The sequence below is a fragment of the Yoonia sp. GPGPB17 genome (assembly GCF_037892195.1).
Taxonomy (GTDB): domain Bacteria; phylum Pseudomonadota; class Alphaproteobacteria; order Rhodobacterales; family Rhodobacteraceae; genus Yoonia.
The window spans coordinates 3,574,943-3,596,983 of sequence record NZ_JATACI010000002.1 but is presented as its reverse complement, the minus strand read 5'-3'; the positions used below and the strand labels follow the sequence as shown (position 1 = coordinate 3,596,983).

The window sequence follows — 22,041 nt, the reverse complement described above, 5'->3', positions numbered from 1 at the left end:
ACAAGCGTTTCACCTAAAATAGAGGCGAATGATTAATCTTCAATGGCAAACGCAGATGTGTGGAAATCCGCGACAATCCGCGCCGACCAACCATTGGACAAACCCGCTAATGGTGCGGCAACCAAAGCGCCGCTTTGCCACACCGCAGGCGAGGCCAGAAGTGACACCCGCGGCATCCCACTGGCCCGCCAGTCGGGGCATTGGGTGATCCCTTCGCCCAGTGCCTTGTAAACCATATCGCCCTCCAATGGCCCTTCCAGGAACCAGCGGGAATCCCAGAATACGCCTTTGGTGTCGGGTATGCCTGCATCGCGCTGAACAGCTTTGGTTGCGGCCGCTTCACGCATCAGACGCACCACGCCTCCATCTGCGGGCGTCATAATGCAGCCGCCTAGTGTGACAGTTGCCCCCTGGCGTGCCTGCTCCACGGTTGCCTGCAACTGCTCAAATCGGGGACGGTATGTCCGGTTGCCAACCCAAGCAAAGCCGGCAGCCATCACGCGGCGCGGTGCGTCTGCTTTTTCGAGATCCAACGCTTCTGGTGCAAACAGTAGATCACCCGCATCCTGACGCACATGTCGTTTTGCAAAGGCCTGCGCCGCCGTTTGCAAGGAGATATGGGCAGCTTGCATATGGTCAATCGTTTGCAACAACCGCTTGCGCGTCAGGCCCAACGCTTCAAGCTGAGAGAACATCTGCCGGGCACGTACGCGATCAAAGCGCGGGTCTTCGTTGCTGGGATCATCACACCATCCGATTTTGTTGTCCGCCAGCCATGCACGCAGATCAGCACGTGCACAGCCCAACAGTGGGCGCAGGATATGCAGGCCGTCGCGGGTGCTGTGTGGATACATGGCACGCAACCCGTCAATGCCAGATCCACGGGCCAGACGCATCAGCACGGTTTCAACTTGATCATCTTCGGTATGACCCAGCCAAACCTCGCGCAGGTTATGCGCCAGTGCCCATGCGCGTAGCGCCGCCCATCGCCCATCACGGGCTGCGGCCTGCAGGTTTCCCGTCCCGTCCCATTCCCAATCAACCACCGTATGCGGGATGCCAAGTTGGCCTGCTTGTACCGATACCAGCGCGATCTCTTCCCGCGCCTCTGGTCGCAGCCCGTGATTGACGGTGATGGCTCGTAGTTTGTGAGGGTCGCGTACCTGTGCGGCCAAATGCATCAGCGCAATGGAATCGCCACCGCCGGATACAGCAAGTCCAAGCGTATCTTGATGTGAGAAAGATGCGTCATGTAACGCCCTTTGAAACGTCGCGGCAACGTCAGCCGATGCCGTCTTTACTGACATCCCAACGCTTGCATTTCCGCCTGTGCATCAACCACTGCCGGATTTCCGGGGAACCTGACGTTCACCTCTGCCAATGTCAAACAAGCGTCCTGTGTTTGCCCGATCCGGCCCAGCGACGATCCCAGTTTGAACAAAGCGTCAGGCGCTTTCGGGCCAGCTGGATCACCAGAAAATGCATCCAGATAGGCGCGTGCAGCGTCTGTGATTTCGCCCAAACCTTCTAAGGCCTCGCCGCGCAGATAGTTCGCGTCGGTTGTCAGCGGACTACCCGGATAGGTCGCGACAAAGGTCGTAAGCTGGTCAACGGCGCCGCGAAAGTCACCAGAGGCGAGCGCCCCCTGCGCCCGCTCGATATCACTTTGTTCGCCGATGGCGAGCGCTGGACCATTGTCTGGTGCGACAGGATCAGCGCCCCCAGCGATGGGGCCCGGATCGATACCGCCAAGTGGCGTGTCATCAAGTGTGCCGATGTCACAACCCTCTTCAAGTTCACAAAGGCGGAAGTTCAGATCTCCAATTCGGTTACCAGCATCAACAGTGATACTGTTGATCCGAAACTCCAGCTGTTCGGATTTGGATGTTAGTCGCTGCAGCTCTGCCTCGATCGCATTCAAACGGTCCAGGGGCGTATTGCCCACGACACCAGCGTTCAACCCACCCGTCGTTGACAACTCCCGCTTGAGCCGTTGCACATCAACGAAAAGCACTGTCAGTTGTTGTCGAATGTCTGCCAAAGTCTCTCCCTGCGCCACGGCAGGGAATGGCGACAACAGCAAAGCGCAGACAACAGCGATACGGTGCAACATAAGGTAAGTTCTCCGGTTCGGCTCAGCTGGTAACGGCCGAGAATGAAAGAACGGTAACCGCGCGGCGGTTTTGTGCGTAGCAGCTTTCCTCGGAACAAACAGCAATCGGCCGTTCTTTGCCAAAGCTGGTCACCTGCAAGCGCGTTGTTGGCACTCCGCGGGACACCAAGTATTCACGCACCGCATTGGCGCGGCGTTGGCCAAGTGCGAGGTTGTATTCACGGGTACCCTGCTCATCCGCATGACCTTCAATGACTGCGCGATAGTCGGCATTTGTCAGCAGCCATTGCGCCTGACCATCAAGGATTGTTTGACCTGTGGGGGTGATGGTAGATGTATCCACCGCAAAGAGCACACGATCGCCGATCGTCTGATTGAAGAAAAGTGGGCTTGCGGGGTCACTGGCAGATCCAGCCGTACCACCGTTCAGACCGGCACCATCAGCGCCGCCCGCACCTGCGCCACCACCAAAACGATCCGGGTTCGTACAGGCCGCTGTGACCAGTACTAGTGCCACAACCGCCACTTTCTTAAAAACTGTCATAAGGTTTCATCCTGTCTATCTGACTGCTCTGTTTTTCTTTTCACCATAACACGGCTTTCCCGATTAGGGAATCACACATCGTTACGGTTGCAACGGTCCCCATGAGGGGTCAGAAGACCCGCCCTGCAATGGCACAGCCTTCAGGTTCCGGCCTGAGATATCGACGGAGTACATGGACGACGTGCCACCTGCCCCTTGGGTTTCACGGCTAAACATGATGACACGGCCATTGGGCGACCATGTTGGACCTTCGTCAAGGAAGGATGAGGTTAACAACCGCTCTTCGGAGCCATCAATACGCATCACACCAATGTGGAAGCGGCCCGCATTTTGCTTGGTGAAGGCCACCAGGTCACCACGCGGCGACCAAACCGGCGTACCATAACGGCCCTGTCCAAAGGAAATCCGGCGTGCCTCGCCGCCATTGGCCGACATGATATAGAGTTGCTGACTGCCGGATCGGTCGCTTTCAAACACAATCTGACTGCCGTCAGGGGACAGGCTGGGTGCTGTTTCGATAGACGGTGCAGAGGTCAAACGTACATGCTGCCCTGTGCCAAGATCCGTGCGGTAGATATCGGTATTGCCACCGTTGGACAGACTGTAGATCACCTGACGCCCATCGCGCGAAAAGCGTGGGCTAAACGCCATCTCCCCCGGGGCAGTCTGCAACTGCTGACGCCCGACATTGGCGACGTTCAATACGTTGATACGGGCAAAGCCGCTTTCAAAGCTGGTGTAGAGTACACGGTCGCCATTAGGTGAAAACCGCGGTGCAAGGACGATGCTGCTGCTGTCCGTCAGGAATTGCACGTTTGATCCATCAAAATCCATGATTGCGAGGCGCTTCTGACGGGCATCCTTTGGGCCGCTTTCGGAGACAAACACAACGCGGCTGTCAAAATAGCCACCCTCGCCCGTGATTCGGCTATAGACGGCATCGGCCACCTTATGCCCCATACGGCGCCAGCCATCTGTGGTGCCTGCAAACTGCAGGCCCTGCCCCAGCTCTTGGCCCGAGAACACATCATAGAGGCGGAATTTCACAGTCAACTGATTGCTGCTCACATTCACAGCACCCACGATCAGGGCCTGCGCATTGATTGCTCGCCAGTCTGGAAAAGCGACGGGCTGCACAAAGGAGCTAACCTGAGAGATGAACGCATTGGCAGGGACTTCCCGGAAGAGCCCTGTCCCAGCAAGGTCTTGTACGACCAGACGTGAGATATCAGATGCGGCTTGTTGGGCCGCGGGGGTTTCAGCCTCAAAGCTGGGAACGGCGAATGTGATCGGTTCGATCACGCCGTCCGTGATCGTCAGTCGCAGTGGCCCGCTTTGTGCAAATACCGGGCCCGCCAACAACAGCGCTACCAATAGGGTCAAAAGTCGTTTTATCATCCTTGCCTCACTCCGCCTGTCCGGGTTCGTGCCCGAAGCTTGCTCTTTCTTGTTTCATCATAGCAGGGGGAAAAATCCTTTTCACCTCACCTGCGCGTGTCTTCGCCTATCTTAATCGCATGCCACTGGGATCAAAGGTGATCACAACGTCACGCCATTGGTCATACTTATCGGCGGGCAACTGATACCCCCCGACTGACAACGCAGGATCGCGCGACGCGCGGCCTCAAACGCTGTATTGGTTGCACTTTGGTCGCCATCTGATGACATCAGGCGAACTTCATTGCCCTGCACGCGACCCTCGCGATCAAGGCTGAAGCCGACCTCTACTGTGACGCGCGCGGCGACTGATCCGGGATCAACATTCCAGCACCGGTTCACCGCAACACGGAAACTGTCACGCTCAGCACCTGTCATTGGCGGTCCAGCGGGTACGGCCGGTGCGCCCAAAGCGGCCTCCAAAGCTGCTGCCACATCCTCTTCGCTCGTTTCCGGCTGTTCCGGTGCAGCGTCTTCTTGGCTCGGCTCTTCCTCCACGCGCGCTGTCTCAACCGGTGGCGTTGGGCGGCTGGGCCGCGCCGACGGGCGCACCGACCTTGTCGGTGCTAAATCCTCAATCACAATCGCCGTTGTTGTTTCTTCTGGCGCGGTGGCGTCTTGCTCTTCTTGGACAACATTGGCTTCGGCACTTTCGTCCGACACAACCTCTTCGCGGACGACATCGTCCACATTCGCATCCGGCGGTGGAGGCGCGGTAATTGTCGAGGCCACAGTGGGCGCTTGCGGTGGTGTCGGCGTCTCGCTCACCTCAACATCAGGGGTTGGCGGCGGCGCAACGGGTGGCGCTTACCAGCGGGTGGTGCATCTGTCACCTCAGCGTCTGGCGGCGGTGGCGGCGGTGGCGGCGGTGGCGCCTCGCTCTCAGGCGGCTCAACTGGCTCCGGCGGGGGGCTACTTCAGCGGGTTCTTCTTCTGACGGCGGCGGCGGGGGTGTCTCATCAACCAAGGGCGGCACCGGGGCCGCCGGGTCGGCATCGCCAGGGTCAGGGGTCGTGCGCGCGCGCATCTGCTCAAACTCTTCGCCAGACACGACCGAAACATCCATCGTCTGAATCTCTAACGGTTCAGACGTCAGCCCCCAGCCGATAATCAGCCAGCCGATCAGCCCAACATGACCGACCCCTGAAATGATGGTGCCCGGCGTCGCCATGATCTACCCGTCAGCGCCGCCTGCCGTGGGCGGAGCAATATCCGTGACAAGCCCGATATCAGAGAACCCGCCAGCGTTGAGCAATCCCATGATCTCGGCCACACGATTCCAATCGTTGCGGCCATCCGCACGTAGGAAAATCTTGTCACTGGTGCGTTCGGCGGCGATGGCGGTCAGGCGCGCGACAAGCTCGGTCTCTGTCGTGTCGGTCTCTTGGATCATCACCCGCCCATCGTTTGTGATGGTCACGGTCAGCGGTTCTTCATCATCACCTGGCAGTGCCGTGGCCGAGGTGTCCGGCAGTTCCACGGGCACGCCAACCACCGACAGGGGAGCCGCCACCATGAAGATAATCAAAAGCACCATCATGACATCCACGAAGGGTGTCACGTTAATCTCTGACATTGGCTTGCCACGGCGCGATTTACGGCGGCGACGTCTGCCCCCATCATCGCCAGAATTCATAACACCTGCACCCATGATCAGCTATCCAACTGGCGGCTGAGGATCGTCGCAAATTCATCAGCGAAGGCCTCATACCCGCTGACAATCTGCTCACTGTCGGCGGTGAACTTGTTATAGTAGATCACCGCAGGGATCGCGGCGAGCAAGCCAAGACCCGTCGCCAGCAGCGCCTCGGCGATGCCGGGGGCCACCACAGCAAGGTTTGTTGTCTGCGCCTCTGCAATCTCGATGAAAGCATTCATAATGCCCCAGACGGTGCCAAACAGCCCAACAAAGGGGGCGATAGACCCGGTGGTTGCCAGAATCGGCAATCCCTTTTGCAGCCGGGACGCCTCTTTAGCGATGGCCACATCCATAGACCGATCAATCCGGGCGGTCGCCCCAGCAATCAACCCACCATCCTGCCTGTGCGACCTACGCCATTCCATCATGCCAGCCGCGAATATCTTCTCTGATGGCCCATCTGGATCAGCGCCGATCTGATCGAATAACCCGTCCAGCGGTTCACCCGACCAGAAAGACCGATCAAAGATATCCGCCTCAGCCCGCGCTTTGCGATACTGGATCGTCTTGTCAATGATGACGGCCCAGCACCAGACGGAGGCTGCGACCAGCATGATCATAACGATTTTTACGGTAATTGTGGCGCGCGCGAATAGCGCCCACATGGTGAATTCCTGTGCTGCTTCCATATGCCTGCTCTGCCTATAGGCCCGATTTTGGGCTCTGATTGGGAAAAGCGTATCGCATCAATGCGCAGAAATCCAACCAATCCCGCATCACAACTGCGAAAACGAGAGGTTTTTACGGGGCAGACTGGCGGATCACCGCCGGAAGACGGGCCACCGCACCCTCTGCGGTCATACAAATGATGGTGACGATGGCAGAAAAGAGAACCTCTTCACCGCGGATGACATCCTGTTTGACGACCAACCGCACACCTGACCCCGGTTCCATCACTGTCTGCACGACCAGTTCATCATCATACTTGGCTTAAGATCAGATAATCCGCCTCGACCCGACGTACGGCAAAGACCAGCCCTTCGGCCTTCATCTGGACCTGATCAATCCCAAGTTCACGCACCCATTCGCTGCGCGCGCGCTCGATGAATTTCAGATAATTGGCGTAGTAGACGATACCCGCCAGATCGGTGTCTTCATAATAAACACGAATGGGAAAGCGATGCGTCATGAAGGTGGCCTTAGTCTTGCAGCCAATCGCAAAGCGTGGCTGGCATCCTGTGCCATGGCGGGCATCACCGGATCATAGGCCGCGCGGATGACATCAGCGATTTCGGGGCGCAGCACGGCTTTGTCTTCGATCAGGGCCAAAGGCGGCTTTTCACCAAACGCGGTATCCGACCACAGCAGGATTGTCTGCACAGCTTGGCTTAGCGCCAGGGTATCAGCGGCAACCGCCGCCATATGTGCGTCCATACGCAAAAACACAAAGGCGGCACGGATCGCGCCGTCCTCATCAAAACGGAAAATCCGATATTGATTGGCATCAGCCTGCTTAAGCTTGCCGACAAGCGGCACCAGGTCAGGCACCAGTTGGTCCAAATGCGGCACCTCCGTCAGTTCGTCCCACTGCTGGCAGAAAAAATCATCAGGTTTGCGCCCAGCTCCGGGTCTGTCTCTGCCATCTGATGTGAAGCGAGGCTCACAACAGCCTCAATCGCACCTTTGAACACGGCAAGCGAAGCTTCATCGACGCCAAAGACCACGGGCACAATTGGTCGGCCCCAGCGCGCAAAAACATAGGCCCCATCGGCGCGGGTAAAGAGCTGCTCGATTTTTTGATATTCTGTGTCCATTTAGACTTCCACCGGAGGCATGAGCTCCATCACCCAAACAAATCCGTCTGCGACTTCGGCGCATCCAGCCCCAAATGCGCCCAGGCCGCCCGCGCCAGCATGCGGCCACGTGGGGTGCGCTGGATCAGGCCCTTCTGCAAAAGATAGGGCTCAATCACATCTTCCAAACTATCGCGACTTTCTGACAAGGCCGCCGAGAGTGTTTCCACCCCAACCGGCCCGCCACCATAGCTTTCCGCAATCAAACGTAAATACCGGCGATCCGCGTTATCCAGCCCCAGATGATCCACGCCCAATCGGGTCAGCGCGCGGTCAGCGATCTCTTGGGTCACGGTCCCGTCACCTTCGACAATCGCAAAATCCACAACACGGCGCAGCAAACGGCCCGCAATCCGTGGAGTCCCACGGGCGCGCTTTGCAATCTCGCGTGCGCCATCAGGCGATGCCGCGCGCCCAGTAGCCGCGCACCGCGGGTCACGATCTCGTGCAATTCATCCTCAGTATAAAATTCCAAACGGGTCGGAATGCCGAAACGATCACGCAGCGGTGTTGTGAGCAGCCCCATGCGGGTCGTGGCACCCACAAGGGTAAACGGCTGCAACTCAATCCGCACCGTCCGCGCGGCGGGGCCTTCGCCAATCACCAGATCAAGCTCGAAATCCTCAAGTGCTGGATAAAGCACTTCTTCCACTGCCGGGTTCAGTCGGTGGATTTCGTCGATGAACAAGACATCGCGCGCTTCCAGGTTCGTCAGGATCGCGGCCAAGTCACCGGCCTTAGCCAGCACCGGGCCAGAGGTCATCCGGAAATTCACCCCCAGCTCACGCGCCATGATTTGCGCCAGTGTCGTCTTGCCCAAACCCGGTGGACCATGAAACAGCGTATGGTCCATCGCCTCGCCCCGCCGGCGTGCGCTTTCGATAAAGACAGACAGGTTCGCCCGTGCCGCCTGCTGCCCGATAAACGCATCCAGAGTCTGCGGACGCAGCGCGCGGTCGGCATCTTCGGGCTGCGGGTCCGGGCGCAAGGTGGGGTCAGGCTGGTCCATGACGCACCCCTACCCCTTTGGTGCCAGCAACTTCAAGGCAGCGCGGATCAGCGCCGAGGTGTCCGCATCAGGTGCGGCACCTGCGGCTTCGGCCACCGCGCTGGCGGCTTCTCCCGGCGCATACCCAAGGTTGCCCAAAGCAGAAAGCGCTTCCGCAGATGCTGCATTTGCTTTTGGGGCGACAGTTGGTTGAACCGAAGCGGACGGTTCGACCTCAATGACCGCATCCCCCTGTGCCTCTGCCACAGAACCGCCCATTGCCATCACACTTGGCGCTTTGTCTTTCAATTCAATTGTCACACGCTGCGCCGTCTTGGGGCCGACCCCCTTGGCCTTGGCCAGTGCATTCCAGTCCCCCAACGCAATGGCCCGGCTCACGCCATCGGCACCCAACGTGCCCAAAATCGCCATAGACGCTTTCGCGCCGATCCCTTGGACTGACATCAACAGGCGATGCCATTCCTTTTCCACAAGAGTTGTGAAGCCAAAGAGCTGCAAATTGTCTTCACGCACCAGCAGATCCGTAAAGAGCGCGACAGCTTCACCATTGCCCGGCAACCCAGCCATCACGCGTTCGGATATATAGACAACATAGCCCACACCACGCACATCAATAAGCACATGATCGGTACTGCGGTATTCCAACCGCCCTGCGATCTTGCCGATCATGCCGAGGCCTTTGCGAGCGCCGCAGCAAGGCTGCCTGACGTTTGCGCATGGAAGGAATGGCAAATCGCAATCGCAAGCGCATCGGCGGCGTCGGGACCGGCAAGCTGAACGCCCGGTAACTGTACCTTGACCATATGGGCGATCTGCGCCTTATCGGCATGGCCCACACCAACCACGGCTTTTTTTACGGCGTTGGGCGCGTATTCCCCAACGACCAAACCCGCTTGTGCGGGCACCAACATGGCAATCCCACGTGCTTGCCCAAGTTTCAGCGTGCCTGCACCGTCCTTGTTCACGAAGGTCTGTTCTACGGCTGCCGCCTCGGGCCGGTGCTGCGCGACCACATCAGTCAACTGTTGATGCAGCGACAAAAGACGTGCAGCAAGGTCATCACCTTCTGACTTGCAAATCCCGTTGGCCACGTGGCTGATCCGCGATCCGACTGCTTCGATCACACCCCAGCCCATGTTTCGCAGGCCCGGGTCGATGCCTAAAACACGCATAGCTCGCCTCTTTTTCTTGTTCTCCGGATATCGCTAGCACAAACCGCGAACAAAGACCAAGAGTGTTGGTTGACAAAGCGTGATGTGCTCAGCGCCGGGAATGGTCAAAATACGCCATTTGCACGCCAAAATACGACTCCGTTAAGCCCTTTTAAATTAAGGGTTTGCTGCAAACCGTGCACAAAAATGAGGCATGCTGAAAACGCATATGACCCATGCCAAAATGGCACTAGTCAATGGGCCTTTTCCCTCCTAAATGCGCCTTATCGGATTAACGCTGCAAAATGCAGCACAACACGAAGGAACATGGCCATGGCCTCTTTTGACACCAACCGTACCGCTGCTGGCCTCTCCGCTGGCAAAACCTCTTTCTTCGCAAACATGATTGCTGCTGTTGCGGCATGGAATGATGCGCGCATTACGCGCAACTCATTGTCCAAGCTGACAGCACGTGAACTGGACGATATCGGCCTGTCCTACGGCGACATCGAAAAGGTCGCGACACGCGTACGCTAAAACAAGCGTATATAGAAAAACGAAAGGCCGCGTTCATACTGAACGCGGCCTTTTCGTTTATCTGACGTGCTAACTTAGTTTTGTGGCAGTACCATTGCGATGCCATCAGCAGCCATAATCGTGACCGGATCAGGTTGCATGACCCATGCACCGGCCTGCTCAAGCGCGCTACCGGTTTGCAGAGCACCAACACGCTCAACATATTCGGCCTCGCCAAGGTAGGCGAACAGGAACCCTTTGAACAAAAATCCAAGGAAAAGGACGGCAAGAAGCCCCTTAAGCGGAAAGCGCGGGCGATAGAGCCGCGGCTTTGCGACGATCAACCCATCGGAGTTCACGCTTTTGACCACGCCATTGGACATCTTGTCATGGCGGCGCACAATACGCTTTAGTCGTTTATCAAATGGGACTTGGGCTTGCACCTGTTCATCCTCCGAAAAAATTACATACCATTTATACTCGCAACTTCGCCAATTGTTACATGCCAAACAAGTCATAGCTCAATGACAAGGACACAATTAGTCAAAATTGGGCCTGTTTTTGCGCAAAATAAGCGTCGTCCAATCAACAATAACCCGTTTTTGGATAAGATTGAAGCCATTTTGTTGATAAACAGAGATAACGTCGTTCGCCTGTTCGTTCAGGATGCCAGAGAGAATCGCATAACCATCATCCGCAATATGCACGCCCATATCGGGTGCAAGTCCAATCAACGGAGCCTTGAGAATATTGGCAAAGACCATATCGTAGGGCCCGTTTTCGCTCAGCACGGGCGCGTCAAACCCGGCCGCCACAACGCAGTTCACGCGGTTTTGCAGGTCATTTCCGATCACATTGGCTTGCGCAACCTCAACGGCGACCGGATCAATGTCACTGGCCAATACCGGATGCGGCAACATTTTGGCCGCAGCCATTGCCAGAACGGCGGTGCCGCAGCCCACGTCAAGAATACGTTGACCGGCAAAGCCGTCGGACAATAGCGTATCAAAGGCCTCAAGACATCCCTTGGTGGTGCCGTGGTGACCGGTGCCAAAGGCCATCGCCGCATCAATCAGAAGCGGGACTTTATCATCCGGCACCTTGTCCGCATCATGGCTACCATACACAAAGAAACGTCCGGCAAGCACCGGTGCCAGTTCGCGCTGCACTTTCGACACCCAGTCCTGTTCGGGAATGTCAGAGATGTTAAAGGGTTTGGCCAGATGCAAGGCGGACAACACCGCCAGGCCACCAGCATCCGGGGGATTGGTGAAGTAAGCCGCAACTTCCCACAAACCCGAACCATCTTCGATCTCAAACACCCCAACCCCGGTCGGTTCCGGGGTCAGCGTTTCAAGATCCTCTGCCAACCGACTCGCTGCATCCTCGCCCTTAATTGTGGTCAGCGCTGAATAGCTTGTCATGGTCTTACCTTTGCTTTGGGTCGCCTGTCGGTTAGGGCGCGCCCTTGGCGACGTCAAGCAGATCAGGACTGGTGCGCACGATCTGGGCCACCTCATCCGCCCAACGGGCATAGACCGTGGGCCCGGGATGAAATCCATCTTCGGACATGTTGGCGGCATTCAGCCCCATGTTAAATTGCAATGCGACACAGTCTGAACGCGCTGCGGCAAGCGCATGAAGATGTCGGTCAAAGCGTGCGGCCTGCCGCCCTAGGACCCACCGCAACGGATGTGGCAAAAGCGGGAACTGTCCGATAGGCGGCAGGCCTGATATGATGATCTTAGGACTATCAAACCGCGATGACAGCTGGTCAATAAGCGATGCTTGTTGTTGCAGCCACCTGCGCAGCGACACGCCTTTGGTCACGTCATTGACCCCCAAGGCCGTTACGATCACGTCGTACTTGGGACCGGGCAGTTCGTCGATCCAACCCAGCACATCAGCAGTCTTGGCGCCCGTCTTGGCCACAAGATCGTAGGTAACTGTAGCGTGCGCCTGCAGCCGTTCGGTCAACTGCCCCAAAAGCGCGTCAGCCTGCGTTGTGACGCCAATTCCGAGCGCAGAGCTGTCCCCGATCACCAAAAGCCGCAGCGGCGGGCCACTTCCAACCGTACCGCTGCGGGCGCCAATCGGTTCAGGCAACTCGACATAGCGCGTGCGCACATGAACCGCCTGCCCCAGCAGGACCGGCATCAGCAGCATGCGCGCTGCAATATCCAGATAGTCGCGCGTTGGTTTAGGCCCCGACACCGATTGGACAGGTCACACCTGTGCCACCAATCCCGCAATATCCATTGGGGTTCTTCGCCAGATATTGCTGATGATAGTCCTCAGCAAAATAGAACGTGGGTGCATCAACGATCTCTGTGGTGATCACCCCATACCCCGCCTTTGACAGCCTTGGTGCGAATGCCACTTTGGACGCCTCTGCTGCAGCCTTTTGTGCCGCAGAATAGGTGTAGATACCTGAGCGGTATTGCGTGCCTGCGTCATTGCCCTGCCGCATCCCTTGCGTTGGATCATGCCCTTCCCAGAAGACCTGCAACAGTTGATCATACGAGATGACAGACGGGTCATAAATCACCCGCACTACCTCATTATGGCCGGTCTTGCCTGAGCACACCTCTTCATAGGTTGCGTTGGGCGTGTACCCACCAGCGTAGCCGACCATGGTCGACTGCACGCCATCCAACTTCCAGAACATTCGCTCAACACCCCAGAAGCAGCCCATGCCGAACATAGCCTCTTCCATGCCCACCGGCACGTCGCCGGTCAGCGGGTTGTTGAAAACGAAATGTGTGCTTGCGGTCGGGATCGCGGTCGGGCGACCGGGCAATGCAGACGCTTGATCAATCATTTCAGTTTTTGCGCGAGACATGAAAAACATCAGCGTGCTCCTTTTTCTAGACCTTGAGATAGGGCGTTCCGATCACATTACCAAGGCCGCAATTTGCCACGTCTTTGTGAGTGTTTCCTACAAAAACCTTGAAAATCACCATGATCATACCCAATTGTATACTTATGCATACAGAATTACTGATATCAGCCGCATTGCCGGTTCGCCCCGCGCTGACAGCATGCAGGGGCGAGATGTCGTATGTGTCGGCGGGCCGTAAACTCTAACCCCGCAAAACCCTAAGAAAAGCAAAACAACAGGGGCGCGCCCGCGCGACCCCTCTCAACAGGAGTGCGTATCCATATGACTGGTGCAATTATTGTCGTGGCTTTTACCTACTACATTCTGACTTTCTTGATCGGCGGGACCTTACAAACCGATCCCGTAGTAACACTGGGGGTTCCAGTCATAATCCCTCCGCTTATCGCGGGCCTTCTGGGCGGCATGCAATACGCCCGCACCGAAAGGCGCGGCATGCGGATACCGCGCTGAGCTATCCTGTGCGTTCAAAAGCTGCTTGGCGATTGTCCTCGCACCCTTGCTGATCTTAATGGTCCTCTTCTTGGTGTATGTGGTCGCCGGGGGCTTCAGCTTCCTGCCAGCGGTACCAGGCATCGCCTCATTCCTGACCGTGGCCGGATTGATCAGCATGGCCATTTTCTCGCTCTATGAGTTGCCCGCGATCTTCATCGGCCTGACGGCAGGGCAATGGCTGCAGTTTAAATGGATGACGCGGTAACGTTACTCTGCCGCCGCGAGCAACCGGCCTTGAAACACGGTCTCATGACCCGGGGCGGGATGCCGCGGGATCAATAGGGACAACAAGAGCGAGATGATTGCCATGGCAGCGGCCATCAGGAACACCAGGCCCGGGGATTGCAACCAGACATATCCCAGCAGCGCGGGCAGAAAGACTGCAGCGATATGGTTGATCGTAAAGGCCACCGCCGCAGTGGGTGCGATATCCTGCGGATCAGCGATCTTCTGAAAATACGTCTTGATCGCCAAGGCGAGGCTGAAGAACAAGTGGTTGATGATGTAAAGCGCCGTTGCCAACACCACGCCCCAACCAAAATAGTAAATGCCGCCGTAGGCGAAGAAGACGAGGCACAGACCAATGTATTCGAACACCAGCGCACGTCGTTCGCCAAAGATCTGTACCAGTTTGCCCAAAAGCGGCGCGACCAACATGTTGATCAACAAGGTTACCATGAACAACTTGGTGATATCGTCGACGGCAAAGCCAAACTGCTCGACCATCATGAAGCCCGCAAACACGACAAAGATTTGCCGCCGGGCACCCGACATAAACTGCAGCGCGTAGTAGAGCCAATAGCGCCTGCGCAGGATCATCTTTTTGACCTGCGGGTGAGGTGTTTCGAACTGAGGGTAGGCCAACAGGCAGATTGTTGCGACCACTGCGGTGAAACCACCCGAGAGCCAGTAGACGATGCTGTAGGTCAGTCCAAAACGTTCCCAACTGATAACAATGAGCAAATAGACAACAAGCGTCGCTGCAGACCCGGCTGACAATATCCAACCCAGTGTTTGCGGTGCCTTCTTCTTGTCAATCCACTGCAATTGCAGCGACTGGTTGACCGTCTCATAGTAATGAAAGCCAATTGAGGACAGCATCGTCACCGCAAGAATGCCGCCCATCTGGGGGAATTGCGCGGTCACTGCCGTTGCGGCCCCCAGCATGATCAGGGCAACCAGGCCCAGAACCTGCTCGCGGATGAACATGATCAGGGCAATGACCCCGATCGCAAAGAACCCCGGTATCTCGCGCACAGTATGCAGCCAGCCAATGTCCGCGCCGTCAAAGCCCGCCACCTCGATCACAAAGTTGTTGAGAAGCGCAGACCATGTGGCAAAAGCAATCGGCATCGCCATTGCCATGACAAACAACAGCGACGTGGGCCTGCGCCACAGCGGCAAGGATTTAGCATCTTCGAGGCGGATAAGGTTCATGTGTGACGCATACGCCCGTTAGATCGCAAAAGCGAGCGCCAAGAGGGTGGATGCACGCACAATGTGATCCATTTTTCTCCACATTGATAAGGTCTGGATCGTAAGGATCGGTTCTCACCCTTACCTGCCAGACATACTAAGTTGCGATGCTTCCCTGTTCTGCCTACGTTCCACACTGGACATCGCAGAAAAGGGGCCGGACGCAATATGACACCTGCTTTGAGGGCGAAGGCCATCGCGATTTGCAACGAGAAGATTGCCAAGAAAGGTGATAGTGTCGGTCTTTCGTTCTACGCGTTCTTTGCCAATAAAAACGATGATCCTGAGTTGCTCATGGGAGCAGCAGAATGGTGGATAAGAACGCACAAACTGGATCATTTCGAGAAAGCCGTCCGAATTCGCGACACGATGGCGTCGGGCCTTTGATGGGCGACTGCTTTGTCCGCGCAGCAAGCCCATCGCTTGTAGCCCAACCTGCGACACCCCACCGCAGCCCAGACGCATTACATCCTTGATCCACATCAAAGATATACCCGGCCCATCCCTTAAAACCGATCCTGCGAACAGAACTCTAGCCTTGCAGGTCACGAATGTCTTCAACAGAAAATCAACCGCTCTATGCTGCGCGCGAACCGATCTTTCCGCGGCGCGTCAAAGGGTTTTATCGCAACCTCAAATGGTGGGTGATGGCTGTCACCTTGGGTATCTACTACCTCACCCCTTGGATCTCGCTGGGACCGTGGCCCTAACCTGCCCGATCAGGCCGTTCTGATCGACATGGCGCACCGCCGTTTCTATTTCTTCTGGATCGAAATCTGGCCGCATGAATTCTATTTTGTTGCAGGCCTTCTGATTATGGCGGGCCTTGGTCTGTTCCTGTTTACCTCGGCCTTGGGGCGCGTCTGGTGCGGCTACACCTGCCCACAGACCGTTTGGACCGATCTTTTCATTCTTGTCGAACGCTGGATTGAAGGCGACCGCAATGCGCGTGTACGTCTGTGGAATGCCGACTGGTCATTGCGCAAGACCCGTCTTCGCCTTACAAAATGGACGGTCTGGCTGCTAATCTCTGTGGCAACGGGTGGCGCATGGGTTTTCTACTTTGCCGACGCTCCAACGCTCGCCGTCAGTCTCGCCACGTTCAGCGCACCTCCGATTGCTTGGGCAACCATCGGTGTATTGACCGCTACAACTTTTATCTTCGGCGGCTTCATGCGCGAACAGGTCTGCAACTACATGTGCCCTTGGCCGCGTATTCAAGCCGCGATGATGGACCCTGAAACGCTCACTGTTGCCTATCGAGATTGGCGTGGCGAGCCACGCGGCAAAAAGCATGAAAACACAACCGGTGACTGCATTGATTGTATGGCCTGCGTCAACGTCTGCCCTGCGGGTATCGATATTCGCGACGGGCAGCAGATGGAGTGTATCACCTGCGCCCTGTGTATTGATGCCTGCGACGAGGTGATGGATAAGATCGGTAAGCCACGGGGGCTGATTGACTATCTTGCGCTTTCCGACCAAGAAGAAGAGGCGAAGGGCAAACCTGCCAAGAAGCTATGGCAGCACGTCTTCCGCTTCCGCACAATGCTTTACACAACGATGTGGGCTGCCATTGGCATTGGGCTGGTTTTCGCTCTCTTTATCCGGGCCGACATCGAGATGACAGTTGCGGCAGTGCGCAACCCGACCTTTGTGACCCTTTCGGACGGCACGGTCCGCAACATTTACGATATCCGCCTGCTCAACAAACATGGTGAAGATCGTGAATTCCACCTCTCGCTAACCTCGGACGACGTGCTGCGCATTGAGCTTGAGGGTACAGACCAGCGCAGCATTACCGTTCCGGCGAACGAAACATATCTTCAACGTGTTTACGTTTCTGCCCGCCCGGTTGATGCTGCTTCAACAACTGATCGCGTCGATCTGCGGTTCTGGGTCGAAGACCTGGTATCCGGCGAACGTGCGCACAAGGACGCAATCTTTAACGGGAGAGCCCAACAATGACACGTGAATTCACAGGATGGCATATGCTGGGCCTTATGGTTGGTGGTTTCGGGATCATTATCGCGGTCAATCTGACAATGGCATGGAACGCCATTGCAACATTCCCGGGGGTGGAAGCCCGCAACTCCTATGTGGTCAGCCAGACGTTTCAGGCAGATCGCGCCGCACAAAACGCCCTGCAATGGGATGTGAGCGCTGATATCACAGACCGTGTGCTTACTGTTGCGATCCTCGATCACCGGGGCGACCCGGTGCAGGCCGAGGTTACACGCGCCATTCTGGGCCAAGCGACAAACGTCAACATGGATAGCGTGCCGGATTTCACCTGGACAGGCACCACATACACAGCTCCGGTCACCATGACAGAGGGCTATTGGAATCTGCGCCTTGAACTGATTGCCCCGAACGGCACCAAGTTCCGCTTACGCTTCCCCATCACTGCAAAATGAGCGACACCGCAATCTGTCCGGCCTGTGTGGGCTTGCCTGAGGGGCAGCTTGAAAAAGCCGCCTCAAACGGAACGGCGCAGATCGTCTTGTCGTTGCCTGGCATACACTGCGTTGCCTGCATCAATGGTGTTGAGCGTACGTTGCGTGACCTCGACGGGGTAGCCAACGCCCGCGTGAACCTGAGCATGAAACGGGTCACCGTTGGCACGGATCAGCCAATTTCGCCGGAAGAACTGATCGACACGCTAGAGTTGGCCGGATTTGAGGCCCGTGTGCTTGATACCAGCCTGCTTGGGGCAGAAACTGATGCTCACGGACGCGGCTTGATGACGCGACTTGCCGTGTCAGGTTTTGCCAACATGAACATCATGTTGCTGTCGGTCGCAGTCTGGTCCGGTGCCATTGGTGCCACCATGCATATGTTCCACTGGATCACGGCGATGATTGCAATCCCTGCCCTGATCTATTCCGCCCAGCCGTTCTTTAGCAGCGGATGGCGATCACTCCGGGTTGGCCGCCTGAACATGGACGTCCCTATATCGCTGGCCATTCTGCTTGCGTCGGGCATCTCACTCTATGAAACACTCTACGGCGGGCGCCATTCCTATTTTGACGCCGCCGTGACGCTCACGTTTTTCTTGCTGATTGGCCGCTATCTGGATCATCGCAGCCGCAAAGCCGCGGCTTCTGCCGCAGCGCAACTGTCCGCGCTTGAGGTGCCACGGGTCATGCGCGTCCGTGACGGCGTCCGCCAGATGGTCGATTTTGCCGAGCTGTCGACGGGCGATCTGGTACAGGTGCTACCAGGCGGGCGTATCCCGGTGGATGGGATCATCAGCGAGGGCGAAAGCCAGATTGACCGATCCTTGCTCACTGGCGAAAGCCAGCTGAGTGATGCCAGCACAGGCACAGCCGTGACCGCAGGTGAGGTCAATATGACCGGGCCTTTGATGATCCGTGCCACAACAGTTGGCGCGGATACCACCTTACGGAAAATGGTGACGATGGTGGATGAGGCCGAGGCCACCCGCAATCGCTACACGGCGGTCGCTGACAAAGCAGCTGCACTCTATGCCCCGGTTGTTCATCTTCTGGCGCTTGTGGCATTCGTTGGATGGATGCTTTACTCAGGCGACTTGCGTCTGTCGCTCAACATTGCCGTGGCCGTTTTGATCATCACCTGCCCTTGTGCGATGGGATTGGCCGTGCCTGCGGTTTCGACAACGGCAGCCGGGCGCCTGTTTCGGGCTGGACTATTGGTCAAAGATGGCACGGCGCTGGAACGTCTGGCCGAGGTCGATACTGTTGTATTCGATAAAACCGGCACGCTAACAATGCCCGCCGCAGCGCGTGATGCGATGGATGCGGAAACCCAAAGCGTTGCCTTGGCCCTGACCCAGAACGCAACCCACCCCGTTTCACAGGCGATTGCCGCATCGCTGCACCATGTGAAACCAGCGGTTCTAACCAATCAAAAGGAACATGCGGGCAAGGGCCTAAGCGCGGTCTATCAGGGCCAGAAGGTCCGATTGGGATCTGGCGCTTGGCTGGGTGCCGGCAATGGCACTTACATCCAGATCGGCGACAGACCGGTACAAAAGATCGCGCTGCGTTCTGACCTTCGCGAGGGCGCGGCAGCGCTTGTTCGGGGCTGGCAAGAAGCTGGGCTGGACCTGCATCTGGTGTCGGGTGACGATACAAACGAAACCGCAAAAATCGCCGGAGCGTTGGGCATTGAAAGTTGGCAGGCGGAAACAAAGCCCGCCGACAAGATCGCCTACATTAACAACCTCACTGCACGTGGCGCGAAGGTGCTGATGGTCGGCGACGGCCTGAATGATACCGGTGCGTTGGCGGCGGCATATGCATCTGTCTCGCCTGCGACTGCGGCGGATGCATCGCGTGCGGCTTCGGATATTGTGCTGCTGAATGACAGCCTTGCACCCTTGATCGAGCTTCCACTTCTGGCCCGGGCCGCGCGCGCGCATCAAAGAGAACTTCACGATATCGACCATCTATAACGTCATTGCCGTGCCGATCGCTCTGGTAAGCTTTGCAACGCCGCTTATCGCCTCTATTGCGATGTCGGCGTCTTCAATTACTGTTTTGCTGAATGCACTGCGATTGAAAGGAAAATTATGAACGTTCTTGTTTTCTTGATCCCAGTATCTCTGGTTTTAGGCAGCCTGGGGCTCGCCGCATTTCTGTGGAGCCTGCGCAATGATCAATATGAAGATCTGGAAGGCGACGCCTGGCGGGTCTTATCCGAGGATGACGACGCACCGCGCGATTCTTGATCAAGCGGGAAACCTTGCTTTTCGAAAGCCAAAAAATGTACTCGAAGGACTGTTGACTCACCCATTCGTGATCCTTACCTACGCTGCGTTATCACTCGATACTGGTGAGTGCTAACATGGGAGAAACACGAACTGGAGAAGTTCTGAAATGGCATTTAAACCACTTCACGACCGTGTACTGGTCCGTCGCATTGAAAGCGACGAAAAGACAGCAGGCGGTCTCATCATTCCTGAGAACGCAAAAGAAAAGCCAGCCGAAGGCGAAATCGTCAGCGTTGGTGAAGGTGCACGCAAGGACAGCGGTGAGCTGATCGCGATGGCCGTCAAAGCAGGCGACAAGGTGCTGTTTGGCAAATGGTCAGGCACAGAGGTCAAGATTGACGGCGAAGAGCTGCTGATCATGAAAGAAAGCGACATCCTCGGCATCATGTAAGCCGATCCATCGCCCTCACTTATTATCTAATTCAAGGAGCACATGAAAATGGCTGCTAAGGACGTCAAATTCGACACAGATGCACGCAACCGCATGCTGACTGGTGTCAACACCCTCGCCAACGCGGTGAAGGTTACCCTGGGCCCCAAGGGTCGTAACGTAGTACTGGACAAAGCGTTCGGTGCCCCACGCATCACCAAAGACGGTGTATCTGTTGCCAAAGAGATCGAGCTAGAGGACAAGTTCGAAAACATGGGCGCGCAGATGGTCAAGGAAGTTGCATCGCGCACCAACGACGAAGCTGGTGACGGGACAACAACTGCAACCGTTCTGGCCCAAGCGATTGTTCGCGAAGGCATGAAGTCTGTTGCCGCTGGCATGAACCCAATGGACCTCAAGCGTGGCATCGACCTTGCAACAACAGCTGTTGTTGAATCGATCAAATCCGCATCCCGCCCTGTGTCCGACAGCGACGAAGTTGCGCAAGTTGGTACGATCTCTGCAAACGGCGAAGAAGAAATCGGCCGTCAGATCGCGGACGCGATGCAGAAAGTTGGCAACGAAGGCGTCATCACAGTTGAAGAGAACAAGGGTCTTGAGACGGAAACAGACGTTGTGGAAGGCATGCAGTTTGACCGCGGCTACCTGTCCCCATATTTTGTCACGAACCCTGACAAGATGACAACCGAGCTGGAAGACCCAATCATCCTGCTGCACGAGAAAAAGCTGTCTTCCCTGCAGCCAATGGTTCCACTGCTCGAGTCCGTGATCCAGTCTGGCAAGCCCCTTTTGATCATCGCTGAAGATGTTGAAGGTGAAGCACTGGCCACACTCGTTGTGAACAAGCTGCGTGGCGGTCTGAAAATCGCTGCTGTGAAAGCTCCTGGCTTTGGTGACCGTCGTAAAGCCATGCTGCAGGACATCGCGATTCTGACCGGTGGTCAGGTCATCTCTGACGATCTGGGCATGAAGCTTGAGAACGTCACAATCGACATGCTGGGCACTGCCAAGCGCGTCTCTATCACCAAGGACGAGACAACCATCGTTGACGGTGCTGGCGACAAAGCAGAAATCGAAGCACGCGTTGGCCAGATCCGTGGTCAGATCGAAGAGACATCTTCCGACTATGACCGTGAAAAACTGCAAGAGCGTGTGGCCAAGCTGGCTGGCGGTGTTGCTGTCATCCGTGTCGGCGGTATGTCCGAAGTGGAAGTCAAAGAGCGCAAAGACCGCGTTGATGATGCCCTGAACGCGACACGTGCCGCTGTTCAGGAAGGTGTTGTCGTCGGCGGTGGCGTTGCCCTGATCCAGGGCGGCAAGGCACTCGACGACCTCGAAGGCGCAAACTCTGACCAGAACGTCGGTATTCAGATCGTGCGCAAAGCAATCAGATCCCCACTGCGTCAGATCGCCGAGAACTCTGGTGTCGACGGCTCGGTTGTGGCTGGCAAAATCCGTGAAAGCGGCGATGCGGCGTTTGGCTTCAACGCACAGACAGAAGAATATGGCGACATGTTCAAGTTCGGCGTCATCGACCCGGCCAAGGTTGTACGTACAGCGCTGCAGGACGCAGCCTCTGTCGCGGGTCTTCTGATCACAACCGAAGCAATGGTTGCTGACAAGCCTGCCAAAGAAGGCGCACCAGTGAAGCGGCGGCATGCCCGACATGGGCGGCATGGGCGGCATGATGTAAACGCCACCTGATTGCTGAGAAGCAATGAAGGGCGGCTCCTGACGGAGCCGCCCTTTTCATTTGCCTCAC

General features: G+C 56.7%; 22 protein-coding genes and 6 pseudogenes. 10 read left to right on the top strand and 18 right to left on the bottom strand.

Going from position 1 to position 22,041, the window contains the following annotated elements; translation table 11 throughout:
- Positions 1-32: 32 nt before the first annotated feature.
- The 13 genes and pseudogenes from tilS to ruvC all read right to left on the bottom strand — a co-directional run bounded on the left by tilS (position 33) and on the right by ruvC (position 9,767).
- Positions 33-1,307: a tRNA lysidine(34) synthetase TilS gene (tilS, locus tag QTO30_RS18995; RefSeq protein ID WP_340425606.1), complete on the bottom strand. Its 1,275-nt coding sequence runs from the start codon at positions 1,305-1,307 to the stop codon at positions 33-35.
- The gene (gene ybgF / locus QTO30_RS18990) at positions 1,298-2,113 is read right to left on the bottom strand and encodes a tol-pal system protein YbgF (protein ID WP_340425605.1); all 816 of its coding nucleotides are present in this window, start codon (positions 2,111-2,113) and stop codon (positions 1,298-1,300) included. The genes tilS and ybgF overlap by 10 nt, the downstream gene beginning before the upstream one ends.
- Before the next feature lie 22 nt (positions 2,114-2,135).
- Positions 2,136-2,657: a peptidoglycan-associated lipoprotein Pal gene (gene pal, locus QTO30_RS18985; protein ID WP_340425604.1), complete on the bottom strand. Its 522-nt coding sequence runs from the start codon at positions 2,655-2,657 to the stop codon at positions 2,136-2,138.
- 81 nt (positions 2,658-2,738) lie between these two features.
- Positions 2,739-4,055, bottom strand: a complete 1,317-nt coding sequence (gene tolB / locus QTO30_RS18980) for a Tol-Pal system beta propeller repeat protein TolB (protein ID WP_340425603.1) — start codon at positions 4,053-4,055, stop codon at positions 2,739-2,741.
- Between the two features lie 141 nt (positions 4,056-4,196).
- On the bottom strand, positions 4,197-4,862 hold the full coding sequence (locus QTO30_RS18975; RefSeq protein WP_340425602.1) for a hypothetical protein: 666 nt from the start codon (positions 4,860-4,862) through the stop codon (positions 4,197-4,199).
- Between the two features lie 61 nt (positions 4,863-4,923).
- Positions 4,924-5,265 carry a hypothetical protein gene (locus tag QTO30_RS18970; RefSeq protein WP_340425601.1) on the bottom strand — a complete coding sequence of 114 codons (342 nt, stop codon included), beginning with the start codon at positions 5,263-5,265 and terminating at the stop codon, positions 4,924-4,926.
- Between the two features lie 3 nt (positions 5,266-5,268).
- Entirely contained in the window at positions 5,269-5,745 is a 477-nt protein-coding gene (locus QTO30_RS18965; protein WP_340425600.1) for an ExbD/TolR family protein, read from the bottom strand.
- Between the two features lie 2 nt (positions 5,746-5,747).
- Positions 5,748-6,422, bottom strand: a complete 675-nt coding sequence (gene tolQ, locus QTO30_RS18960; RefSeq protein ID WP_340425599.1) for a protein TolQ — start codon at positions 6,420-6,422, stop codon at positions 5,748-5,750.
- Positions 6,423-6,534: 112 nt separating this feature from the next.
- Positions 6,535-6,922: pseudogene (locus QTO30_RS18955) on the bottom strand (YbgC/FadM family acyl-CoA thioesterase).
- Positions 6,919-7,547: pseudogene (locus QTO30_RS18950) on the bottom strand (hypothetical protein). The pseudogenes QTO30_RS18955 and QTO30_RS18950 overlap by 4 nt, the downstream one beginning before the upstream one ends.
- A gap of 29 nt (positions 7,548-7,576) precedes the next feature.
- A pseudogene (ruvB, locus tag QTO30_RS18945) lies at positions 7,577-8,595 on the bottom strand (Holliday junction branch migration DNA helicase RuvB).
- 9 nt (positions 8,596-8,604) lie between these two features.
- Positions 8,605-9,264, bottom strand: coding sequence for a Holliday junction branch migration protein RuvA (gene ruvA, locus QTO30_RS18940; protein WP_340425598.1), 660 nt, complete (start codon positions 9,262-9,264; stop codon positions 8,605-8,607).
- Complete coding sequence (gene ruvC / locus QTO30_RS18935) at positions 9,261-9,767, bottom strand: crossover junction endodeoxyribonuclease RuvC (RefSeq protein ID WP_340425597.1); 507 nt, start codon at positions 9,765-9,767, stop codon at positions 9,261-9,263. Before ruvC ends, ruvA begins: the two co-directional genes overlap by 4 nt.
- A 306-nt stretch (positions 9,768-10,073) precedes the next feature.
- On the opposite strand from ruvC, the gene QTO30_RS18930 reads away from it, so the two are divergent.
- Positions 10,074-10,283 (top strand): DUF1127 domain-containing protein, encoded by a 210-nt coding sequence (locus tag QTO30_RS18930; RefSeq protein ID WP_340425596.1) that lies wholly within the window; start codon positions 10,074-10,076, stop codon positions 10,281-10,283.
- 74 nt (positions 10,284-10,357) lie between these two features.
- On the opposite strand, the gene QTO30_RS18925 is transcribed toward QTO30_RS18930, so the two are convergent.
- The 4 genes from QTO30_RS18925 to msrA all read right to left on the bottom strand — a co-directional run bounded on the left by QTO30_RS18925 (position 10,358) and on the right by msrA (position 13,113).
- Positions 10,358-10,705 (bottom strand): hypothetical protein, encoded by a 348-nt coding sequence (locus QTO30_RS18925; protein WP_340425595.1) that lies wholly within the window; start codon positions 10,703-10,705, stop codon positions 10,358-10,360.
- 96 nt (positions 10,706-10,801) lie between these two features.
- Entirely contained in the window at positions 10,802-11,686 is an 885-nt protein-coding gene (locus QTO30_RS18920; RefSeq protein ID WP_340425594.1) for a 50S ribosomal protein L11 methyltransferase, read from the bottom strand.
- A gap of 31 nt (positions 11,687-11,717) precedes the next feature.
- Positions 11,718-12,476: an SGNH/GDSL hydrolase family protein gene (locus QTO30_RS18915; RefSeq protein ID WP_340425593.1), complete on the bottom strand. Its 759-nt coding sequence runs from the start codon at positions 12,474-12,476 to the stop codon at positions 11,718-11,720.
- On the bottom strand, positions 12,463-13,113 hold the full coding sequence (gene msrA / locus QTO30_RS18910) for a peptide-methionine (S)-S-oxide reductase MsrA (protein ID WP_340425592.1): 651 nt from the start codon (positions 13,111-13,113) through the stop codon (positions 12,463-12,465). The genes QTO30_RS18915 and msrA overlap by 14 nt, the downstream gene beginning before the upstream one ends.
- Before the next feature lie 312 nt (positions 13,114-13,425).
- On the opposite strand from msrA, the gene QTO30_RS18905 reads away from it, so the two are divergent.
- Both QTO30_RS18905 and QTO30_RS18900 read left to right on the top strand, forming a co-directional pair.
- Entirely contained in the window at positions 13,426-13,614 is a 189-nt protein-coding gene (locus QTO30_RS18905; RefSeq protein ID WP_340425590.1) for a hypothetical protein, read from the top strand.
- A 58-nt stretch (positions 13,615-13,672) separates the two neighbouring features.
- Entirely contained in the window at positions 13,673-13,861 is a 189-nt protein-coding gene (locus QTO30_RS18900) for a hypothetical protein (protein ID WP_340425589.1), read from the top strand.
- Positions 13,862-13,863: 2 nt separating this feature from the next.
- Here the strand turns inward: QTO30_RS18900 and QTO30_RS18895 are convergent, their stop codons facing one another.
- Entirely contained in the window at positions 13,864-15,093 is a 1,230-nt protein-coding gene (locus QTO30_RS18895; RefSeq protein ID WP_340425587.1) for an MFS transporter, read from the bottom strand.
- Between the two features lie 207 nt (positions 15,094-15,300).
- Between QTO30_RS18895 and QTO30_RS18890 the strand changes: the two genes are divergently transcribed.
- The 7 genes and pseudogenes from QTO30_RS18890 (at position 15,301) to groL (ending at position 21,972) form a co-directional block, all read left to right on the top strand.
- Positions 15,301-15,519, top strand: a complete 219-nt coding sequence (locus QTO30_RS18890) for a DUF6500 family protein (protein ID WP_340425586.1) — start codon at positions 15,301-15,303, stop codon at positions 15,517-15,519.
- Positions 15,520-15,683: 164 nt separating this feature from the next.
- Positions 15,684-17,100 (top strand): annotated as a pseudogene (gene ccoG, locus QTO30_RS18885) (cytochrome c oxidase accessory protein CcoG).
- The gene (locus tag QTO30_RS18880; RefSeq protein WP_340425585.1) at positions 17,097-17,549 is read left to right on the top strand and encodes a FixH family protein; all 453 of its coding nucleotides are present in this window, start codon (positions 17,097-17,099) and stop codon (positions 17,547-17,549) included. Before ccoG ends, QTO30_RS18880 begins: the two are co-directional and overlap by 4 nt.
- Positions 17,546-19,691 (top strand): annotated as a pseudogene (locus QTO30_RS18875) (heavy metal translocating P-type ATPase). The gene QTO30_RS18880 and the pseudogene QTO30_RS18875 overlap by 4 nt, the downstream one beginning before the upstream one ends.
- A complete protein-coding gene (gene ccoS, locus QTO30_RS18870; protein WP_340425583.1) occupies positions 19,688-19,846 on the top strand; it encodes a cbb3-type cytochrome oxidase assembly protein CcoS in 159 nt (52 codons plus the stop codon). Before QTO30_RS18875 ends, ccoS begins: the two are co-directional and overlap by 4 nt.
- 148 nt (positions 19,847-19,994) lie before the next feature.
- Positions 19,995-20,279 (top strand): co-chaperone GroES, encoded by a 285-nt coding sequence (gene groES / locus QTO30_RS18865; RefSeq protein ID WP_100367593.1) that lies wholly within the window; start codon positions 19,995-19,997, stop codon positions 20,277-20,279.
- A 48-nt stretch (positions 20,280-20,327) separates the two neighbouring features.
- Positions 20,328-21,972 (top strand): annotated as a pseudogene (gene groL / locus QTO30_RS18860) (chaperonin GroEL).
- The last annotated feature ends 69 nt before the right edge of the window (positions 21,973-22,041 follow it).

Coding starts and splice junctions, on each gene's coding strand:
- QTO30_RS18970 (WP_340425601.1), bottom strand. CDS start 5,265: ATGGCGACGCCGGGCACCATCATTTCAGGGGTCGGTCATGTTGGGCTG.
- tilS (WP_340425606.1), bottom strand. CDS start 1,307: ATGTCAGTAAAGACGGCATCGGCTGACGTTGCCGCGACGTTTCAAAGG.
- QTO30_RS18930 (WP_340425596.1), top strand. CDS start 10,074: ATGGCCATGGCCTCTTTTGACACCAACCGTACCGCTGCTGGCCTCTCC.
- QTO30_RS18895 (WP_340425587.1), bottom strand. CDS start 15,093: ATGAACCTTATCCGCCTCGAAGATGCTAAATCCTTGCCGCTGTGGCGC.
- QTO30_RS18905 (WP_340425590.1), top strand. CDS start 13,426: ATGACTGGTGCAATTATTGTCGTGGCTTTTACCTACTACATTCTGACT.
- ybgF (WP_340425605.1), bottom strand. CDS start 2,113: ATGTTGCACCGTATCGCTGTTGTCTGCGCTTTGCTGTTGTCGCCATTC.
- groES (WP_100367593.1), top strand. CDS start 19,995: ATGGCATTTAAACCACTTCACGACCGTGTACTGGTCCGTCGCATTGAA.
- QTO30_RS18880 (WP_340425585.1), top strand. CDS start 17,097: ATGACACGTGAATTCACAGGATGGCATATGCTGGGCCTTATGGTTGGT.
- QTO30_RS18900 (WP_340425589.1), top strand. CDS start 13,673: ATGGTCCTCTTCTTGGTGTATGTGGTCGCCGGGGGCTTCAGCTTCCTG.
- QTO30_RS18965 (WP_340425600.1), bottom strand. CDS start 5,745: ATGGGTGCAGGTGTTATGAATTCTGGCGATGATGGGGGCAGACGTCGC.
- tolB (WP_340425603.1), bottom strand. CDS start 4,055: ATGATAAAACGACTTTTGACCCTATTGGTAGCGCTGTTGTTGGCGGGC.
- ruvA (WP_340425598.1), bottom strand. CDS start 9,264: ATGATCGGCAAGATCGCAGGGCGGTTGGAATACCGCAGTACCGATCAT.
- tolQ (WP_340425599.1), bottom strand. CDS start 6,422: ATGGAAGCAGCACAGGAATTCACCATGTGGGCGCTATTCGCGCGCGCC.
- QTO30_RS18890 (WP_340425586.1), top strand. CDS start 15,301: ATGACACCTGCTTTGAGGGCGAAGGCCATCGCGATTTGCAACGAGAAG.
- ruvC (WP_340425597.1), bottom strand. CDS start 9,767: ATGCGTGTTTTAGGCATCGACCCGGGCCTGCGAAACATGGGCTGGGGT.
- QTO30_RS18920 (WP_340425594.1), bottom strand. CDS start 11,686: ATGACAAGCTATTCAGCGCTGACCACAATTAAGGGCGAGGATGCAGCG.
- msrA (WP_340425592.1), bottom strand. CDS start 13,113: ATGTTTTTCATGTCTCGCGCAAAAACTGAAATGATTGATCAAGCGTCT.
- ccoS (WP_340425583.1), top strand. CDS start 19,688: ATGAACGTTCTTGTTTTCTTGATCCCAGTATCTCTGGTTTTAGGCAGC.
- pal (WP_340425604.1), bottom strand. CDS start 2,657: ATGACAGTTTTTAAGAAAGTGGCGGTTGTGGCACTAGTACTGGTCACA.